The 18,390-nt window shown below is 30.5% G+C and carries 13 protein-coding genes and 1 pseudogene; 3 read left to right on the top strand and 11 right to left on the bottom strand.

Going from position 1 to position 18,390, the window contains the following annotated elements; all coding sequences use genetic code 11:
• Positions 1–189: 189 nt before the first annotated feature.
• Positions 190–1,542 (bottom strand): metallophosphoesterase, encoded by a 1,353-nt coding sequence (locus RR409_RS13265; protein ID WP_332558245.1) that lies wholly within the window; start codon positions 1,540–1,542, stop codon positions 190–192.
• A gap of 452 nt (positions 1,543–1,994) precedes the next feature.
• On the opposite strand from RR409_RS13265, the gene RR409_RS13260 reads away from it, so the two are divergent.
• Positions 1,995–3,071, top strand: a complete 1,077-nt coding sequence (locus RR409_RS13260) for a UvrB/UvrC motif-containing protein (protein WP_332558244.1) — start codon at positions 1,995–1,997, stop codon at positions 3,069–3,071.
• A 53-nt stretch (positions 3,072–3,124) separates the two neighbouring features.
• On the opposite strand, the gene RR409_RS13255 is transcribed toward RR409_RS13260, so the two are convergent.
• Entirely contained in the window at positions 3,125–7,429 is a 4,305-nt protein-coding gene (locus tag RR409_RS13255; protein ID WP_332558243.1) for an acyl-CoA dehydratase activase-related protein, read from the bottom strand.
• A 231-nt stretch (positions 7,430–7,660) separates the two neighbouring features.
• Here RR409_RS13255 and RR409_RS13250 point away from each other — a divergent pair, with 231 nt between their 5' ends.
• Positions 7,661–8,269 carry a TetR/AcrR family transcriptional regulator gene (locus RR409_RS13250; protein WP_332558242.1) on the top strand — a complete coding sequence of 203 codons (609 nt, stop codon included), beginning with the start codon at positions 7,661–7,663 and terminating at the stop codon, positions 8,267–8,269.
• 385 nt (positions 8,270–8,654) lie between these two features.
• Here RR409_RS13250 and RR409_RS13245 read toward each other — a convergent pair whose 3' ends face one another.
• A complete protein-coding gene (locus tag RR409_RS13245) occupies positions 8,655–9,329 on the bottom strand; it encodes a hypothetical protein (RefSeq protein WP_332558241.1) in 675 nt (224 codons plus the stop codon).
• Positions 9,330–9,991: 662 nt separating this feature from the next.
• Here RR409_RS13245 and RR409_RS13240 point away from each other — a divergent pair.
• Complete coding sequence (locus tag RR409_RS13240) at positions 9,992–10,915, top strand: CAP domain-containing protein (protein ID WP_332558240.1); 924 nt, start codon at positions 9,992–9,994, stop codon at positions 10,913–10,915.
• A 409-nt stretch (positions 10,916–11,324) separates the two neighbouring features.
• On the opposite strand, the gene RR409_RS13235 is transcribed toward RR409_RS13240, so the two are convergent.
• The 8 genes and pseudogenes from RR409_RS13235 to RR409_RS13200 all read right to left on the bottom strand — a co-directional run bounded on the left by RR409_RS13235 (position 11,325) and on the right by RR409_RS13200 (position 18,364).
• A complete protein-coding gene (locus RR409_RS13235; protein ID WP_332558239.1) occupies positions 11,325–11,777 on the bottom strand; it encodes a GNAT family N-acetyltransferase in 453 nt (150 codons plus the stop codon).
• 375 nt (positions 11,778–12,152) lie between these two features.
• Complete coding sequence (locus RR409_RS13230) at positions 12,153–12,905, bottom strand: class I SAM-dependent methyltransferase (protein ID WP_332558238.1); 753 nt, start codon at positions 12,903–12,905, stop codon at positions 12,153–12,155.
• Between the two features lie 337 nt (positions 12,906–13,242).
• Positions 13,243–14,055, bottom strand: a pseudogene (locus RR409_RS13225) (alpha/beta hydrolase).
• A gap of 337 nt (positions 14,056–14,392) precedes the next feature.
• The gene (locus RR409_RS13220; protein WP_332558237.1) at positions 14,393–14,851 is read right to left on the bottom strand and encodes a hypothetical protein; all 459 of its coding nucleotides are present in this window, start codon (positions 14,849–14,851) and stop codon (positions 14,393–14,395) included.
• 18 nt (positions 14,852–14,869) lie between these two features.
• Complete coding sequence (locus tag RR409_RS13215; protein WP_332558236.1) at positions 14,870–15,364, bottom strand: GNAT family N-acetyltransferase; 495 nt, start codon at positions 15,362–15,364, stop codon at positions 14,870–14,872.
• Between the two features lie 483 nt (positions 15,365–15,847).
• Positions 15,848–16,852, bottom strand: a complete 1,005-nt coding sequence (locus RR409_RS13210; protein WP_332558235.1) for an ABC transporter substrate-binding protein — start codon at positions 16,850–16,852, stop codon at positions 15,848–15,850.
• Entirely contained in the window at positions 16,842–17,600 is a 759-nt protein-coding gene (locus RR409_RS13205; RefSeq protein WP_332558234.1) for an ABC transporter permease, read from the bottom strand. Before RR409_RS13205 ends, RR409_RS13210 begins: the two co-directional genes overlap by 11 nt.
• Positions 17,597–18,364 (bottom strand): ABC transporter ATP-binding protein, encoded by a 768-nt coding sequence (locus RR409_RS13200; RefSeq protein WP_332558233.1) that lies wholly within the window; start codon positions 18,362–18,364, stop codon positions 17,597–17,599. Before RR409_RS13200 ends, RR409_RS13205 begins: the two co-directional genes overlap by 4 nt.
• Between the last annotated feature and the right edge of the window lie 26 nt (positions 18,365–18,390).

The raw sequence follows: 18,390 nt of genomic DNA, 5'->3' as shown, positions 1-18,390 counted from the left end.
AAATGTGTTACAAATTGATTTCTTAGTAATTTACCAGATAAAAAACTAGACAATAATATAAAAAACTAGAGATGGTTGATATTTTACACAAAAATAACCTTGATAAAATCAAGGTTATTATTATTTCTTTGATGAATTATCTAATCTCTTAAGTAACGGCCAAAATATAAAAACTACAAGTTAAAATTATTAATTTGAAGTTTTCTTATTGGAAATGAAAAGATTATTATTATTTTCACCATGGGTATTAGCTAAACGTATTACGTTTTTTTGTGAAGGTGCAAATTCATTATTTAGCCATAATTTAAATCCAGGTGAGTTTTTAATTTCTTCTGTGGCTATTTCCCTCATGCCCTCATAATATCTTAGATATAAGGTTCTATAAGTATCTGCCATTAGATTAAGTTCCTCTTCAGTATATAAATCTGTAATTGCTAATCTAGACATAATCTTTGAGTAAAGTCTATCACCGTAAAAGGTTTTAGATGTTTTATTAAAGTTATTTATATTTTCATCAACTATTCCTACTTCCTTTGACCAACCTTCTACATCAACACTTTCAGTAATGTAATTAATTCCATCATTACGTGAATATTTAAGAATCCCATATTTTTGTGGGTATACACTTATGCATCCTGTTGCTATATCGTAAATTGGCTTCTCAACATCTTCATTGGACTTTATATCCTGAAGATGAATGTGTCCACTTAGAGCTAAATTAATATCACATTGTTTAAATAACTCTATTACTTCCTCGCTATTATCAATAGTAAACCCTTTTGTTATGTTACTACTATGATTTAACAGATTATGATGCATCACTGCAATAATCTCAGCGTCCTTTGATTTTGCTAAATCACTACACTGTTTTATCCAATTTAATGTTTCTGATGCTATTCTTCCATTTAACTCTGGGTGGCCAAGGTCTATATTATTTTCGTATTTAGCTGTATCAAGCATCAATAACCAAACCTCCTCTGAAGGTGCAGCTAAATAACTCAAAGTAGTTTCATCTTTAGATATAGCCTCTTTGTACCCAAAATTTTTATAAATGTTGCTAAAATCCTTGGGACTTATATAATCGGTTTTGTATTGATTACGACCCTCAAAACGTCTTGCATATGGATTCAGAATATCATGATTTCCAGGAATAACATAAACTGAGGTACCCAATTTTTCAATTTCCTCTAACCTTTTTGCAAATTCAAGGTGTCCTTTTTTCTCCCCATTACTAGTTAAATCACCGCTGATAACAAGAACATTGGGATTCTTCTTTTCAATATCATTCTCGAAAGCATTCATTATCTCCTGAATATAGGTTAATTGTTTCCCATCACCTTCATTAACAAATGTTTGAAAAGCTTCCCCATTATCAGTTAAATCACTTGCTAAATAATGAGTATCAGTTGCCACAAAAAAGGTAACCTCTTCCCCTAGTTTCACAGTGGCTGCTTTAGATCTGATGTTTCTAGTTGAATTAAAGGGGAAAAGCATAACTACAAATATTAGTACAATAATTGGAACTTTCTTTTTAATTTTCATTATTCACCTCATAAGTTATGTCTAATTAAAAGTAAAATAAATATAATTTCATTTACAATTCAATTAAAAACTATGTAGTTTTAATTTTGATACCTATAAGTTTTTAACGTAATTTCTTTGTATAAAGTTATAACACAATAATAGTAGGCCAAACTATATATTAAAATAAATCCTTAATATAGATATACATGGTTTTTAACCTTATGTCTATAAGAATTGAATACTTCTTTGTTATTCAAATAATAAAACGTGACACAAGTCAATGAGTTTCACATATGAAAAATTCAAACTATGGTAACAATGATTATAATAAAACATACCTTACATTAATAAATTATATACAGTTTTGTGAAAAAATATCTAGAAAGCCTGTCCCATTGCAAGAACCCATAATGTAATGATAAAATACTGATGAATGATGCATTAAAATTATTATTGAAGGAGGATTCAATATGGATTTAAAAGAAAAGGTAAAAAATCTTCCCTTATGTCCTGGAGTCTATTTAATGAAGGATTCACAAGAGGAAGTAATATATGTAGGAAAATCCAAAAGTTTAAAGAATAGAGTTGGATCTTACTTTCAAAATTTTAAAAATCGTTCTCCCAAGGTTGAAAAGCTTGTTATGAACTTAAAAAATTTTGATTATATACTTACAGACACAGAATTTGAAGCTTTTATGCTAGAATGTAAATTAATTAAGGAAATAAAGCCTATTTATAATAGACTGATGAAAAATCCACAGTCTTATGTTTATATACAAATAAATATGGATGAAGTTTACCCTAGCATAAAAGTTACCAATAATATTAATGAAAACAGTGGTAATGTGCATTTTGGACCCTATACAAGGAAAAGTACTGCTGAAAGAGCGGTTGAAGGTATAAAGGATTACTGCAAAATTAATTGTAGTAATCCTTCTAAAAAGAACTCTGCGTGCATAAATTATTCTTTAGATTTATGCCTTGGAATGTGCCTCGGGAATTCTGCAACTGTTGAGTACCAAAATATAATAAATAAAATAATTAGTTTACTTAATGGTAATGATAATAGATTACTTAAAGAAATGGAAGACATGATGATTACTGCTTCAGAAAAATTTGACTTTGAAGTTGCAGCAAAATATAGAGACTACATAGATGGAATAAATGTTCTCATAAATAAGGAAAAAGTCATAGGATTTACTGTTGAAAACCAAAATATTGCAATGATTGAATACTTAAACGAAAGTACTATCAAATTTTTTATTATAAAGGGAAACAAAGTTCTTTTTAGTGAGAAATATCATATAGCGAATGTGAATATGGAAGAAATAAATCAAATCATAAAAGCTAATATTTTGTTCTATTTTAACGATGATTCACTAAATGACACTATAGAAATAAGCAAGAATGAAATTGATGAGGCTCACATAATATATAGCTACTTAAAAAGCAATAACTGTAGATATATCACATTTTCCAGTAAATGGTTTGCTGATGAGAATAATATGGAAATAGATAAGGCACTTAAAGAATTACTTCATGGTTAAAGTGAAATTTTAAAAAGCAGAAATCAAAAATAGATTTCTGCTTTTTAATTAACCTATATATTAGTTACTCCCTTAATTTCTTCACAGGCTACTTCTATATAATCTTTAACCTTATTGGATTTGAACTCTTCCATATTTTCAAAGGCAGTAGCAATCATAAGTTTTATTCTATTTAATTGATTTACTTCACTAGCACCAGGATCATAGTCAATAGCAACTATATTTGTTCCAGGGAAAACTCGTTTTAACTCTTTCATCATTCCTTTTCCTGTTACATGATTTGGTAAACATGCGAAGGGTTGCATACAAATAATATTTTTAACCCCACTTTCAATAAGCTCCACCATTTCTCCCGTTAAAAACCAACCTTCTCCAGTTTGATGGCCTAAATCAACAACAGATGAAGCTCCTTTAGCTATATCCTTTATAGACTTTGGCCCATGAAATCTAGTACTATTTTTAATTGCTTTCTTATAAACATTTCTATAAAATTCAATAACACTGATAGCCGCTTGGCCTAACACTTGAGAAAGTTTACTTCCTGATAAATATTTAAATTTGTAATCTCCATCACTAGCACAATAAAGTAAAAAGTCCGTAAGTCCTGGCATCACAGCTTCTGCACCTTCAGCTTCTACAATATCTACCACATTGTTGTTTGCTGTTGGATGAAACTTAACAAGTATTTCTCCAACAAGACCTACCTTAGGCTTCAATTCATTAATTAATTCTAACTCTTCAAACTCTTTTACCATAGCTTTAATATTTTCCTTAAAAATTTTCCTACTTGAAACCCGTAAAGAATCTTTACAAATTACAACCCATTTTTCATAGAGTTCATTAGCTGAGCCTTTAATCTTTTCATAAGGTCTAACTCTATAAAGTACATTCATAAGTAAATCACCATAGGTTAGAGCCATCATAGCTCGATTTAGAAGTCCTAAAGTAATTTTGAAACCTGGGTTCTTTTCCAAGCCTTTTGCATTTAGTGAAAGCACTGGGACGTTATCAAAGCCAGCATCCTTTAAGGCTTTTCTGAGGAAACCTATATAATTGGTAGCCCTACAACCTCCGCCAGTTTGAGATATCATAACTGATGTATTATTCAAATCGTATTTACCAGATTTTAATGCTTCTATAAGTTGACCTATAACAATTATGGCAGGATAACAAGCATCATTATTAACAAATTTTAACCCTACCTCTGTGGCTTCATTATCCACCGATGGCAATACCACCATATTATAGCCTGATTCTTTAAATGCTTTCTCTAGAAACTGAAAATGTATTGGAGACATTTCAGGCACCAAAATAGTATGATTTTTTTTCATTTCCATGGTAAATGGGATTTTTCTGTATCTATTATCTATTTTCTTAAGTTCAATTCCATTTTTTTCTCTTTCCAGTATAGTTGCCTTTAATGAACGAAGTCTAATTCTAGCTGCACCAAGATTATTTCCTTCGTCTATTTTAAGGGTTGTATACACCTTTGAATTTCCATTTAGTATTTCCTGTACTTGGTCAGTAGTTACAGCATCAAGGCCACATCCAAAGGAGTTAAGTTGTACAAGTTCTAAATTTTTGTCTTTGGAAACATAGCTGGCTGCAGCATATAATCTTGAGTGATATGCCCATTGATCCACAACTCTAAGAGGTCTTTCAATTTGCCCTAGGTGTGACACTGAATCCTCTGTTAATACTGCCATGCCAAGAGAAGTTATCATTTCTGGAATGCCGTGATTTATCTGTGGATCTATATGATATGGTCTTCCAGCAAGTATTACGCCCTTTAGCCCATTTTCCTCAATAAGTTTAAGCACATCTTCTCCAGCCTTTTGAATATCTTTCTTAAAAGATTCTTGTTCTATATATGCCTTTTGTACACTTTGCCTTATTTCATCTTCATCTATATTTAAAATTTTTAATTCTTCATATAATCTTTTAACCATTCTTTTCTCATTGTCAAAGGGTAAGAAAGGTTTCATATAAAGTATCTCTTTTTCTCTTAATACATCTACATTATTTTTTATAACTTCAGGGTAAGAAACAACTATAGGGCAATTAAAGTGATTATCTGCATCCTTTTGTTCTTGGACCTCATGAGTAATAGATGGATAAAAAATAAACTTTACTTCTTTTTCTATAAGATTCATAATATGTCCATGAACTAACTTTCCAGGATAACACACTGATTCTGATGGTATTGTTTCAATTCCCTTTTCATAAAGCATATTTGAAGATCTATCTGATAATTGTACTCTAAAGCCTAGTTCTGTAAATACAGTAAACCAAAATGGATAATTTTCGTAGATATTTAATACCCTTGGAATACCAACAGTACCTCGTTTAGCTTCTGCAATTTCTAAAGGTGTATATTGGAAGATTCTCTTGTATTTATAATCAAATAAATTTGGTAGGGTATTATGCTGTTTCCCCTTACCTTCTCCTCTTTCACATCTATTTCCTGATACAAATCTTTCGCCGTTTCCAAAGTTATTTATAGTTAATAAACAATTATTAGAGCACAGCCTACATCTAGAAACAGTAGCTTTAATATTAAATTCATCTAAGCCTATTTCATCAAGTAAACTTGTTTCATAATCCTCCACATATCTTTCCTTTGCAATTAATGCAGCACCAAAGGCTCCCATAATTCCTGCAATATTGGGTCTTATTGCTTCTCTTTCAGATAAGATTTCGAAGCTTCTAAGGACGGCATCATTGTAAAAGGTTCCGCCTTGAACAACAATTTTCTCACCCAATTCTTTAGGATTTCTCACTTTGATAACTTTAAATAGAGCATTTTTTATTACGGAATAAGATAAGCCAGCAGAAATATCTCCTACAGTTGCACCTTCCTTTTGTGCCTGCTTAACCCTTGAGTTCATAAAAACTGTGCATCTTGAACCTAAATCTACTGGAGCTTCAGAAATTAGTGCTTTTGATGCAAATTCACCAATATTCATACCAAGGGAATTTGCAAAGGTGTCTAAAAAGGAACCACAGCCAGCTGAACAAGCTTCATTTAAAAGTATGCTCTCTATAATGCCATCTTTTATTTTTAAGCACTTCATATCCTGTCCACCAATATCTAGTATAAAGTCCACTCCAGGGCAAAAGAAGTCTGCGGCTTTGTAATGAGCTACTGTTTCTATTTCCCCAATATCCACCTTCAAAGCTGATTTTAATAAGCCTTCTCCATAACCTGTAACCGTTGAATTAACTAATTTAGCTTTTGGTGGCAAAACTTTGTATAATTCTTTAAGTATCTTAATAGTAGATTTAAGAGGACTGCCTTCATTACTTCCATAATAGGTGTAAAGTAGCTCCCCTTCTTTATCAACAAGGGCCACCTTTGTAGTGGTAGACCCCGCATCTATGCCTAAAAAGCAATGTCCTTGAAAATCACTTAAATCTTTTCTTTTAACTGAATTTTTGCTGTGTCTTATTTTAAAATCTTCATAATCTTTTTCATTTAAAAAAAGTGGTTCTAATCTATTAGACTCAACACTTAACTTATCTCCGAAATTTTCAAGATTATATATTAAAGACTTGAAAGATACCTGTTTCTCATCCACAGAACATAAAGCAGCTCCTATTGCCACATAAAGTTGTGAGTTCTCAGGAAAAACTATTTGATCTTCTCTTAATTTTAAAGTATCAATAAATCTTTTTCTTAATTCAGAAAGAAAAAACAATGGCCCCCCTAAAAAAGCAACAATTCCTTTAATAGGCCTTCCACAAGCTAGTCCACTAATGGTTTGAATGACAACAGCTTGTAGTACAGATACAGCTATGTCTTCCTTTGCAACTCCTTCATTTAAAAGTGGTTGTACATCAGTTTTTGCAAAAACCCCACATCTTGCCGCTATAGGATAAATCACCTTATAATTTTTAGCTAATTCATTTAATCCCATAGCATCAACCTTAAGTAAAGATGCCATTTGATCTATAAATGAACCTGTACCACCTGCACAAGTACCATTCATCCTCTGTTCTACTCCACCATTAAAATAAGTAATCTTTGCATCTTCTCCACCTAGTTCAATTGCAACATCAGTTTTAGGATAATAGGCTTTAATTGCTTTTGTTGCAGCAACAACCTCCTGAGTAAAAGAAGCTCCAATACTATTTGCAATGTTCATTCCACCAGAACCAGTAATCATTACAGTTAATTGTGAATCCTTTAAAACATCATGAGTATTAAAGGCATCTTTAAGTATAGCTTTAAGTTTTTGCTTTATATCTGCATAATGCCTCTCATACTTACTAAACAAAATCTTTTTATAACTATTTAAAATAACTACCTTAACGGTTGTAGATCCAATATCAATACCAACGTGAAATAAATTGCTCATATAAGTCACAGCTACTTGGCTGCATTCCCCTCCCCAGTAAATAATTAATGCTATATAAAATGGTAAAAATAAACCGTTTATAAACACAGTGTTGATTAAAAGTCCATATGTGTATTATAATATATTTAGGATTTTCTACAATAATCAATAAATTTTAAAATGTTTATTAATGAACAATATGGAAAAAATTGTTCATTAAATATAAATAAATATGAATTGGGGCAATATAGTATGACAAACATATCAAATGATAGAAGAACTATTCGCACAAAAAAAATGATAAGAAACGCACTTTCACAATTAATTGAAGAAAAAGGTTTTAATGATATCTCAATTACTGATTTAACAACAAGAGCAGATATAAACAGAGGCACCTTTTATCTTCACTACAGTGACAAATTTGATTTATTAGAAAAGGTTGAAAATGAAGTACTAGAAGAACTTAATGAACATACGAAAAGTATTGACTCCATAGATATATTAAATGTAGAGTCTTTAGATAAACCTATTCCCTTTGTAGTAAAGATATTTGAGTACTTTAAAGAAAATGCAATGTTTATAAAAGCCATTCTGGGTCCTAAAGGTCATCCTACTTTTCAAATAAAAATCAAGAAATTTATTGAGACGAACCTTTTTGAAAAAAAAGTAGTCAATACATTAAAAAAAGAAGAAATGCAAATTCCAGAGGAATACCTAATTTCCTACGTGCTTTCAGCTCATCTTGGTGTTATGCAGCATTGGATTGAAAGTGGTATGGAAAAATCTCCTGAAGAAATAGCATTAATTTTATCAAAATTATTTTTGCTAGGGCCCTATAAAGTATCTTTGTTAAAAAGATGATTTCATTGGATATGAAAATCATCTTTTTTCATATCCAATATTATTAGCATAAATATTGTTTTCTTTTTAAAAATAAAAATCTTAACAATACATTGTGTATGTATCATTTAAAAAATTTCAAATATTTTAGGACTTAAAAAGCCTGTTTATATTTTCAACGTAAAGTGAGGCTACTAAAAGTAACCTCTAAGACTCCCAATCATACAGCTCATTTTGAATTTTTCCAATATATGAAGGTTAATCCTTTAAATTTAAAGGAACTTAGTTTTTAACTTATATTCATAGATCTAGTATAGTATTCCATAAATCATTTCTTTTGAAAAATAATGACATCTTCTTTTGAAAACCCATCATGATTTACATTTAGTAAAATTCCTCTTTTAATCTACTTTCTATAATTAATATTGGCTAAGTTAGGTGCGTGTTCAAAATTACAAGCACCATTGCTATATAAAAATTTAACACCATCTACCCATTCACCCTCATGCTCTTTTTGAAGCATTGTTTCAATTAACATAGTTGAAGTTTGAGCCCCACCAGTTGAACCTTGAAGATGACTATTTGCCCAGGTAGACCCCTTAAATTTCGATGGATCTGTTATTTCCTGATTATCTTCTGATTCCCTTAAATTCACAACAAGAATTTTATTTTTATCAACTTCTTCGATACTTACAATTTCAATAGGAAGATTATTAAAATATACTTCAGATAATCCCTTGGCAAGATTGCTTAACTTTTCTTTTAAATCTGCTTCCTTAGGTAAATAAATGTAAGTTCCAACTTCTTTTTTGTATGTATCTACATTTGCTGTATAAATTGGATACATATTGTTTCTTAACTCAGCTTGTTCCTCTTTCTCTTTTGCTTTTCTATTTTCATATTCCTTTAAAGTATCACTTAAGCTATTGATTGACTTTTCTAGCTCTGCATTCTTTTCTTTTAGGACAATAATCTCTTCGTTAAGAATAGTATTTTCATTTTTTAATGAGTTATCGCAGCCTGTAATTACCATACATAAAGTAAAAATAGAACAACTTGCCTTTATTATTCTTTTATTCATAAAATTCACTCCTATATTCTAAAGACTATGATTTATAAATGTTCAGCGGAATAAAATTTAACTGATATATTCCTGGATGCTATATTTTCTAATGATCTTCAATCACAAGGCGTAAAAATGTATAATCACTGTTTATCCAATCGAATTACTTTTTCAATGTTCACACAATTATATTTTACTATATAATTACTGTAACAATATACCATTTATTCTTATTTTAATTTTAATTTTAGAAGCTGGATAAAACAATGAGCTAATCATACAAAAGGCATGAAAATTTCTATCTATTCAATAAAGTATTAGTGATAAATTTCATTCTAAATTTAATTTAATCCATATAGACCTACTTTACCCTCCCCCTTTTAATATAGAATTTTTTAAATTTAAATGGTAATTGGATTATCTTACCCTTATTATGAAAACCTTGGACAGGGGTTGTTTTAGCTTTTAGTCCATGTTAAGATATGTTCATCGACAAGGTTACTTACGAAATAAAAGCTGGAAAACACCACAGGGTGTTAGTGATACCCCCAAGTATCTATATAATTTATATTCACAAGTATCTAATTAATTATGAGTCAATTACTGTAGCAAACAAACTTTTTAGATATTTAGTAATACAAATTGTACAAGCAAAATAAATAATAAGGAGTTGTTGATATATGATAACAAATAAATTATTAGCTTTACTTTTATCACTATGTACTGCAGGAGGAGCAACTGCTGGAGCAGTTGGAAACGTAGCAAACAATATCGAAATAGCTAAATCTCCAAATCAGGCCATAATTCAAAAAATGATTTCAAATCCACAAAATGGTGGACAAACTATAGATTTTCCTTTAAATCTTAAAAATGACTTTACTGTTATAGCACCAACAAATGAAGATTGTGATGATGCTACAGTAGTTGAGGTACCAGTTACAAATCCAGATACTACAGTAGAAACTCCAAAAACTGAAGATCCAAAGGTAGAAGTGCCTGTAATCGATGAACCAAAAACCCAGGATCCAGTGATTGAAGTTCCAGTAATTGAAGAACCAAAGGTGGATGTACCTGTTAAGGAAGAACCAAAAACAGAAGCACCTAAAGTTGAGACGCCAGCTACAACCCCAAGCACAAGTGTGCCAAGCGGTGTGCCTGCAAATCCAAGCAATAAGAGCTTTAAATATATGGATGCAGTAGAAAAAGAGATTTTAACTTATGTTAACGCCGAAAGAGCAAAAGCAGGTTTAAGCCCATTAACTTGGGAAGAGCAAATGAGACCAATCGCAAGATATAAGTCTAACAACATGCTTCAGCATAACTACTTTGCACACAACACACCATCACTAAACAATGCAAGTCCAATGGATTTAGCAACTAAATACTTCAAGTATAATACAAATAGTTATGGTGAAAACTTATTCTACAGCCAAGGTTATTCAGAGTCTACAACTACAGCTAAATATCTTGTAGATCAGTGGATGAGCTCACCAGGACATAGAGCTAACATTTTAAATGCAAATTGGACCAAAATGTCTGCAGGGGTAGTATTTAGCAGCGAGGGAAACTGGTTTTATGCAACACAACATTTCTCAACTAACTAATTCTTAATCAAACAGTGGATTTGTTTAAGATAAGAATTATTTTAATTAAAAAGGTCAAACTTTAAATTAATAAAATTAGGAATGATTACCTTACTGATTTTGTTATAATAAGATAAAGACAACCTTTCGAGGTTGTCTTTTTTATGCTTTCAGCTGAATCACTAATGTAAAACATCATAGAAACTGTGTTTCTTCAGTTTCCTAATTTTTAGTAGATAAACTTTAGCATATATCTAATTTAAGAACAAAACTCAAATTGTGTTGTTATTATCTTTGTGTATTTCAGTTTTTTACTAGAGGTGTGCAAAGAATAAAAACATCCTTAAGGTAAGCCTGTTACTTTTTCTACCATGTGAACTTATATCCTTATATAACAATGCATATTGTTTACCCTACGAGGATTTAGTATCTATAATCTTTTCTCAAATTCTGTTAAATAAATCCCTGGATTAATTTCCATATCCCCTATAACTTCATAACCATTTTTAAAATATAATTTAATGGCAGGTTGATTTTTCTTTCCTGTACATACAACTATTTTATTAATATTAGGTTCAAGTCTTTCTATAAAATTAATCAAGTTTCCTGCAATACCAAGTCTAAAAAAATCTGGATGTACTGCAACTCTATGTATATCTAAAATATTTCCAATAACTTTATAAGAAATTATTCCTGCTAAAATGTCTTTAATATAGTATCCATAAAATATTTCATCACATTCTTTCAAACTGTTAATTGTGTCATTTAAAGGTGGTATTTCATAAAAACCTATGATATCAGCCTCAACTTTATATGAAGCCATTTGTACTGTTAATACTGATTTCACTGTATCTGAATCTTTCAAATTAAGTTTTTTAATCATAGTTTATTCCCTCTCTTAGTTCTTTATAAAATCTACATAACTTTTGATTATAATTAAAATATAATTTATAGGAGGTGTTACCGATGATAGGACAAGCTTTAGCTCAATGCATTCAAGCATGTGGTATGCAAGGTCAAGAATTAGCAAATTGTATTTTAATGATGCTTGGTTTGAAATAAAATTCTTTTAATTCCTCATTATAAAGATTTGTGGTAAAAACTTATCACAAGTCTTTTTTATTTAGTTGTAGTCCAACTAATTACGTGACATTTTAATCAGTTTACACAGTAAAATTTGATTAAAAAAGAAAAATCACCATTAAGGTATAAGAAGTTTATCTCATAAAACAACGATTTATTATATTTATAATACTGTCTATTTTGTAGCTAATATAGTAAATTCCCATGGAATATTTTCGTTATTCCAACCACGATGTTCATCAAATTTTTTCAAAGTAAAATTCGCAGCAATCACTGAGTTTATAATCTCGCTAAGTGTGTACATCCTAATAGAAACCTTAGGAAAATGTTGTTGTTCCTTCTCATGAAAAAATTCTTTATAGGCTACATCTCCTTCATGCAATTCTTTATCAAAATAATTAACTTGAGTTCGTGTTTCAGAATCTTTAGTAATGCATTTTTTTAAAGGATGGAAGTCACTTAGGATCAGGACCCCACCATGTTTTAGTAAGGAGTATAGAATATTTATTAATTTGCTAATATCATTAAAATAATGCAATATTCCACCTTCTAAATAAAGAATATCAAAGAAGCCTTCATACTCTTTGAGATCAATATCATAAACATCTCCAACAACATAATTAATTGAGGTATTTGCGCACTGTGCTAATTCCAAAGCATATTTTTTGTTTTCTTCTGAAATGTCAAACACAGTTACATCTGCACCTAGTAAGGCTAATGGCACTGCTTTTCTTCCATTAGAACCGCAAAGATTTGCAATTTTTTTCCCCTCAATGTTATCGAAATATTCCTTATGCTTTTTAAGACACTCTTTAGGGTTCTTTAAAATTTTATTAGCCTTGTCATTAGGAGAACCATCTCTATTATTCCAAAACTCATATGCTCGGTACTCCCAAGCCCTTTTATTCTTTATGCTTTGTTCATTCATATTTTTATTTACTCCTTTTATTGAAAATAAATAAGCTCCGTAATAAATTATTATTGGACAATCTTTTAGTAATATTATTTTACCATATTATTACTGTAACAATGTACCATTTATTTTTTTGTGAGTTTTAATAAATAAAAGACTATTTAGAATTAATATTTACACCTAGTGGAAAATTAAGTTCTAAATAGTCTCTAGGTTAGTATCTTTGAGATGTTTATGCCATTATATAGTTATTTTACGAGCTAAAATAACTATAAACCTCTATCCGCATAATCCATTGTATTGAACTATTACCTTTCAATATTTATACTAAAGAACCTAGGGTGAAATAGCCTTATTTTTCAATAAACTTCATTAGCTCCTCATTAAATTTTTCACGCTCATCATAAAATGTTGCGTGACCGCTGTCCTCGAATGGTATAAGCTTGGAATCTTTGATACATTGTTTTTGTATTTCGCCTAGTGAAAATGGAACAACTTTATCATGAATGCCATGAATAATTAATGTGGGAACCTTTATTGCTCGTAAATCACAAAATAGGACTTCATTTATCCAAGTTTTTGCGATACTTGCTGTTGCCCACCCAGCTGCCTGTAGTCCCATTTACAAAAACCATTGTGAAAATGGTTCAGTTATATATTGAAAGAAAAATATATCACCAAAATCTCTCAGCATTTTAGGACGATCAGTATATGTTCCCTGAATAATCTTATTTACAACTTCCTTTTCTATACCATATGGAAAGTTTGGGCGTTTGATAAGGCTAGGTGCTGCTGCGGCAAATAGAGCAAGTTTAGATACTCCATATCCTCTATGACGAGCCATATATCGAATAGCTATAGCACCCCCTGTTGAATGTCCTGCTAGTGTAAAATCCTGTAGCTTTAACGCATTAACCACGCACCTAACATCATCTGCTAATCTATTGTAGTCGTATCCGTCATAAGGTTTATCAGAGTCTCCAAAACCTCTAGTGTCTATTCCAATACATCTATATCCCATCTTTGGAAGTTGATCAAACTGATATTCAAATAAATTATGACTGCCAGGCCATCCATGTAAAAACAAAATTGTATTCTTTCCCCTTGGATTAAGATCTTCAACATAGACTTTTACATTTGGTTCTACCTCAACATAATATCCCACTTATAACCTCCACTAAATAAATAACTATGTAATAAGTTATTCACTTAAAGATAATTTTGTGAATGATAGAGGTAGCTCATAAAGTTATACTATTTAAGTAAAAAAGAAATTATATCTATTTTAGATTGCCCCATTAACGTTGAGAAATTTTAATTCTAAGCTACCTAAAGGTTGAAACTGTAGAAGAATAATATGCGCTAGTGTTTCTGTATCACATAAAAAACTGTATTATTCAAAATTGAATAATACAGCTTTATAAATGATTATTTGTTTTTTCTACTTAGCAGCTAAGAAATATATCCACATTATCTCTAAATAAACACCTCATAAATATGAATTACAATGCTGTATCGTTATATTTCTTTTTTATTTTACTATAGGTATTCAAAATAAGATTTACAGGGAAAAGACGTTTGTTATATAAAATCATCGTTGATAAGATAGCTTCAATTAAACCAATAGTAAAAAATATAATATGCAGAGATGCAACGTTATTTATCATAAAGCATTGAACTATAATCCAAATCACTAATGCCCAGCTAAATAAGCTACTTATATATCCTTGAAACTTTGATTTAAAAAACATCATCAGAGCACTATAAATATTACCAAGGCCTATTACTGTAAACAAAATAATGCCAGGTATTAGAAAATTATCAAAGGGTGAGTTCTTTAGTATTTCTATTGGTACTCCAAGTGGTTCCTCAGGATTTGCAATAGCAGCTAGACCTCCAGCCAAAGCGCCTAACCCTACAAATCCATGTAAAACAAATAATAAACCATATAATATTTTCATGATTAAACCTCCATATTGCTACATTAAATTATAATATGTATCACATATTTCAAAGTATTTTGATTCAATTCCATCTTCAACAAATTGCTCAATTTCTAAAAATCCAGCTTTCAATAATACACCGATTGAAGCGTAGTTATTTGAATATGTAAAGGCTCCTATTTTTTCTATATTAAACTTATAAAAAGTATCTTCAACAAAAACTTTAGCAGCCTGTGTTGCAATCCCCTTCCCCCACAGCTCCTTTTTAAAAATGACAATACTTAGCAATGCCATTTTTTCATTTTTTTCATCTATGCCGTAACACCAAATATCTCCAATATATTCTTCATCAATATAGATTACCTTTCCGTAGCTTTTGGTATCTTCATTTAAGGATTCCTCAAATAATATTAGTGCTTCTTCTAAGGATTCTATGCTCTGAGGAAATAGTCTAGTTATTTCTTTATCTTGTGTTTTATCCCAGAAAGTAACAACGTGGTCCTTCGTTCTTGTTTTTAATAATATATTCATAAAATTCTCCTCACAAAATATAATTATCCTTACTTCACTCTTATTCTCCAGCGAATCTTAGAAAGCTTAGATCATAATGTGTTAGACATTAGCGACCTTCTTCAAGTTTCCGCATAGCTAGAAGAATTCCAACATTTAGTAGACAAACCATAGATTATTTATTAACAAATTATAGGATTTTATAACTTTGGTTAATTTAATTTTACCATAGAATCACTGTAAAAACATACCAATTAAAGATATACAATTTATTTTTTAAAGTTATAATAAAAACTCTTTAAAAGTTATAATGAAACTATAGTGTTCATGGCATTTCAGGAGACATTTTTCTTTTTAAAGGTAGAAAAAGATCCAACAGTGTTTTAAACTGCTGGATATCTATTGATTAGTTCTGATACATTCTATAGTTTTTTTGTTTTTTCTCAGTAAAATCAGTATGGTTGCAGATCTTAAATAGCTCAATTTCATATAAGTTTTACAAAATTATTGAAGTAGATCTTTGCTATTAATCTTTTCTTTAAGTAAACTCTTATCTTCTAACCACTTTACGTTATTACTCCAATTCTCTTCATTTTGACTTAAGAATTTACCACTCCCATCTTCCATAAGAGGTATTAATATCTCTAAGCTCTTTTTTTCTATTACTGGATCAAGTGGGAAGCTTTCATTTTGAACTTTTAAAACTAAATCTAAAGCTTTATCTGGATTATTTTTAGTGTATTCAAATCCCTTTTTGGCTGCCTCTAAGAAAGCTTTTAAAGTATCGTTTTTAGTATTAATTGCATTTTCACTGGCAATAAATACTAATTCATAATTGTTTGCTACTCCAAAATCTACAGGATTAAAAGTATCTAATTCAATTCCTGCCTTCTCTAGTAGTATCTTTTCATGGTTGATATATCCACCTATGATTCCATCAATTCGTTTTGTTTCTATGCCAGCCATCAATTCGTAGCCTACATCTACAAACTCTACTTTTGAAGGATCACCACCAGCTGCACTAACCATTGTTTTTACTGTTTCCTTATCAATATCAAAAGATGGATATCCTACTTTTTTTCCTTCCAAATCTTTTAATGTATTAACTCCTGAATCCTTGCGAACCATAAGTTGATTTAATGAACTTCTAACTATTGCTCCCACTGACTTAACAGGAATATTTTCACCTCTAGCTAAAATAACTTGTTTTGGATAACTTATAGCTAAATCAGCTTTATTTGCAGCTACTAATTTAATTCCATCATCTGTACCTGCGGGTGTAATTAGATTAACTTTTAATCCTGCCTCTTTAAAGTAACCTTGATCCTCTGCAGCATATAAGAATGAATGTACTGCGTTTGGATACCAATCTAGAAGTACATTAACTTCTTTCAACTCTTTAGTGCCGCTATTTTCTTCGTTATTGTTGGAATTACTTGAACATCCACTTAAAGTTAAACTTACCATCATCATCAATACTATTAAAAAAGTACCTTTTTTAAAATCCATATTTATCCTCCTTTGTTCTTCTTCTATATTTTAATAAAATCTTTTCTAGTAGAAATCCTATTGAAAATAGGGCTAATCCTAAAAACGATAGAACTAACACTCCTGCAAAAACTGAGTCTGATTGTAACATCCCTGCTACTCTTTTTACATATATGCCCAACCCATTTTCTGCACCTAACCACTCTCCTATGGTAGCTCCTGCAACACTGTAGGTAGCAGCTATTTTGAAGCTGCTTAAAAAGTTAGGTAGCACAGAATTTATATGAAGTTTCAAAAATATTTGAAATCTAGTTCCTCCTAAGGACCTTAAAACATCCTCTAAATCTTTATCTACACTATTTAATCCATCTAGTGTACTTATAACTATAGGAAAAAAGCAAAACAACACAACTACTGCTACTTTTGACCATATAGTATATCCAAACCACAATACCATAATAGGTGATAATGCTATGGTAGGAATTGTCTGAGAAAATATTATAATTGGATATAAGGTTTTTCCAACGTTTCTCCAAAGATATATAGAAAATGCACAAGATATACCTATAACAACTGAAATACAGAGCCCTAACATTGCTTCCCCTAAGGTTACTAAGGAATGTTTATATAGTAGTTCTCTTTGAGTCCATAAAGCCTTAAGTACTTCGGAAAATTTAGGTAGAATATACTGTGGTACTAAAAACTCCCAAGATAAAATTATAATTATCAAAAATATCAGAGGAAATGTATAATTTTTCAGTTTCTTCATTCTACTTTTCCCCCTTTATTTTCGTCTATCTCATCAAGAATATTGAGGATAACTCTTTTTAGCTCTATGAATTCATTAGAAAGCGTGGTTTTATAGTTTCTTGGCCTTTTAAAGTTAACATCAATAGACTTTAAATTTTTATAAGGAAGTTCAGTACAAATCAGAATTCTGTCAGACAAAAGCAAGGCCTCATCAATATCATGTGTTATCATAAATACCGTATTTTTTTCTTTTTGACAAAGCTCTAATAGCCAGGTTTGCATATTTCTTCTTGTTAATGCGTCTAAAGAAGAAAATGGCTCATCTAACAAAAGTAATGAAGGGTTATTTACTATAGCCCTTAGAAAGGAAACTCTTTGTCTCATTCCACCTGATAGTTCATGAGGATAAAGTTTCTCAGTACCTTTAATTCCAAACCCTTCAAAGTACGTAGAGGCTAACTCCCTAGCTTCTTTCTTACTATAACCATTAAACTCAAGTCCTACTGTTGTATTATCCAGGATATTTCTCCACGGCATTAAGGAGTCCTTTTGTGGCATATATCCAATAATATTTTTCATATCTGCTTTTGCAAAATGTATACTACCCTTTTGAGGTTTTAGTAAACCTAAAATCAATCTGAAAAGAGTGCTTTTTCCTGTACCGCTAGGCGCAATAATTGTAATAAACTCATTCTTATCTATACTAAAGGATAAATCATCAACTATAAGTTTATCTGTGCCTTTATACTTAAATGATAAATTATTTATTTCTAACGCTTTCATTTAAATAGCCCAACTTTCTTTTTTAT

The organism is Clostridium sp. (assembly GCF_036642255.1).
GTDB lineage: Bacteria > Bacillota > Clostridia > Clostridiales > Clostridiaceae > Clostridium_J.
This window is presented reverse-complemented; position numbering and strand designations above follow the sequence as displayed.

Coding starts and splice junctions, on each gene's coding strand:
- RR409_RS13215 (WP_332558236.1), bottom strand. CDS start 15,364: ATGAATATATTATTAAAAACAAGAACGAAGGACCACGTTGTTACTTTC.
- RR409_RS13245 (WP_332558241.1), bottom strand. CDS start 9,329: ATGAATAAAAGAATAATAAAGGCAAGTTGTTCTATTTTTACTTTATGT.
- RR409_RS13235 (WP_332558239.1), bottom strand. CDS start 11,777: ATGATTAAAAAACTTAATTTGAAAGATTCAGATACAGTGAAATCAGTA.
- RR409_RS13265 (WP_332558245.1), bottom strand. CDS start 1,542: ATGAAAATTAAAAAGAAAGTTCCAATTATTGTACTAATATTTGTAGTT.
- RR409_RS13240 (WP_332558240.1), top strand. CDS start 9,992: ATGATAACAAATAAATTATTAGCTTTACTTTTATCACTATGTACTGCA.
- RR409_RS13230 (WP_332558238.1), bottom strand. CDS start 12,905: ATGAATGAACAAAGCATAAAGAATAAAAGGGCTTGGGAGTACCGAGCA.
- RR409_RS13220 (WP_332558237.1), bottom strand. CDS start 14,851: ATGAAAATATTATATGGTTTATTATTTGTTTTACATGGATTTGTAGGG.
- RR409_RS13200 (WP_332558233.1), bottom strand. CDS start 18,364: ATGAAAGCGTTAGAAATAAATAATTTATCATTTAAGTATAAAGGCACA.
- RR409_RS13260 (WP_332558244.1), top strand. CDS start 1,995: ATGGATTTAAAAGAAAAGGTAAAAAATCTTCCCTTATGTCCTGGAGTC.
- RR409_RS13210 (WP_332558235.1), bottom strand. CDS start 16,852: ATGGATTTTAAAAAAGGTACTTTTTTAATAGTATTGATGATGATGGTA.
- RR409_RS13255 (WP_332558243.1), bottom strand. CDS start 7,429: ATGAGCAATTTATTTCACGTTGGTATTGATATTGGATCTACAACCGTT.
- RR409_RS13205 (WP_332558234.1), bottom strand. CDS start 17,600: ATGAAGAAACTGAAAAATTATACATTTCCTCTGATATTTTTGATAATT.
- RR409_RS13250 (WP_332558242.1), top strand. CDS start 7,661: ATGACAAACATATCAAATGATAGAAGAACTATTCGCACAAAAAAAATG.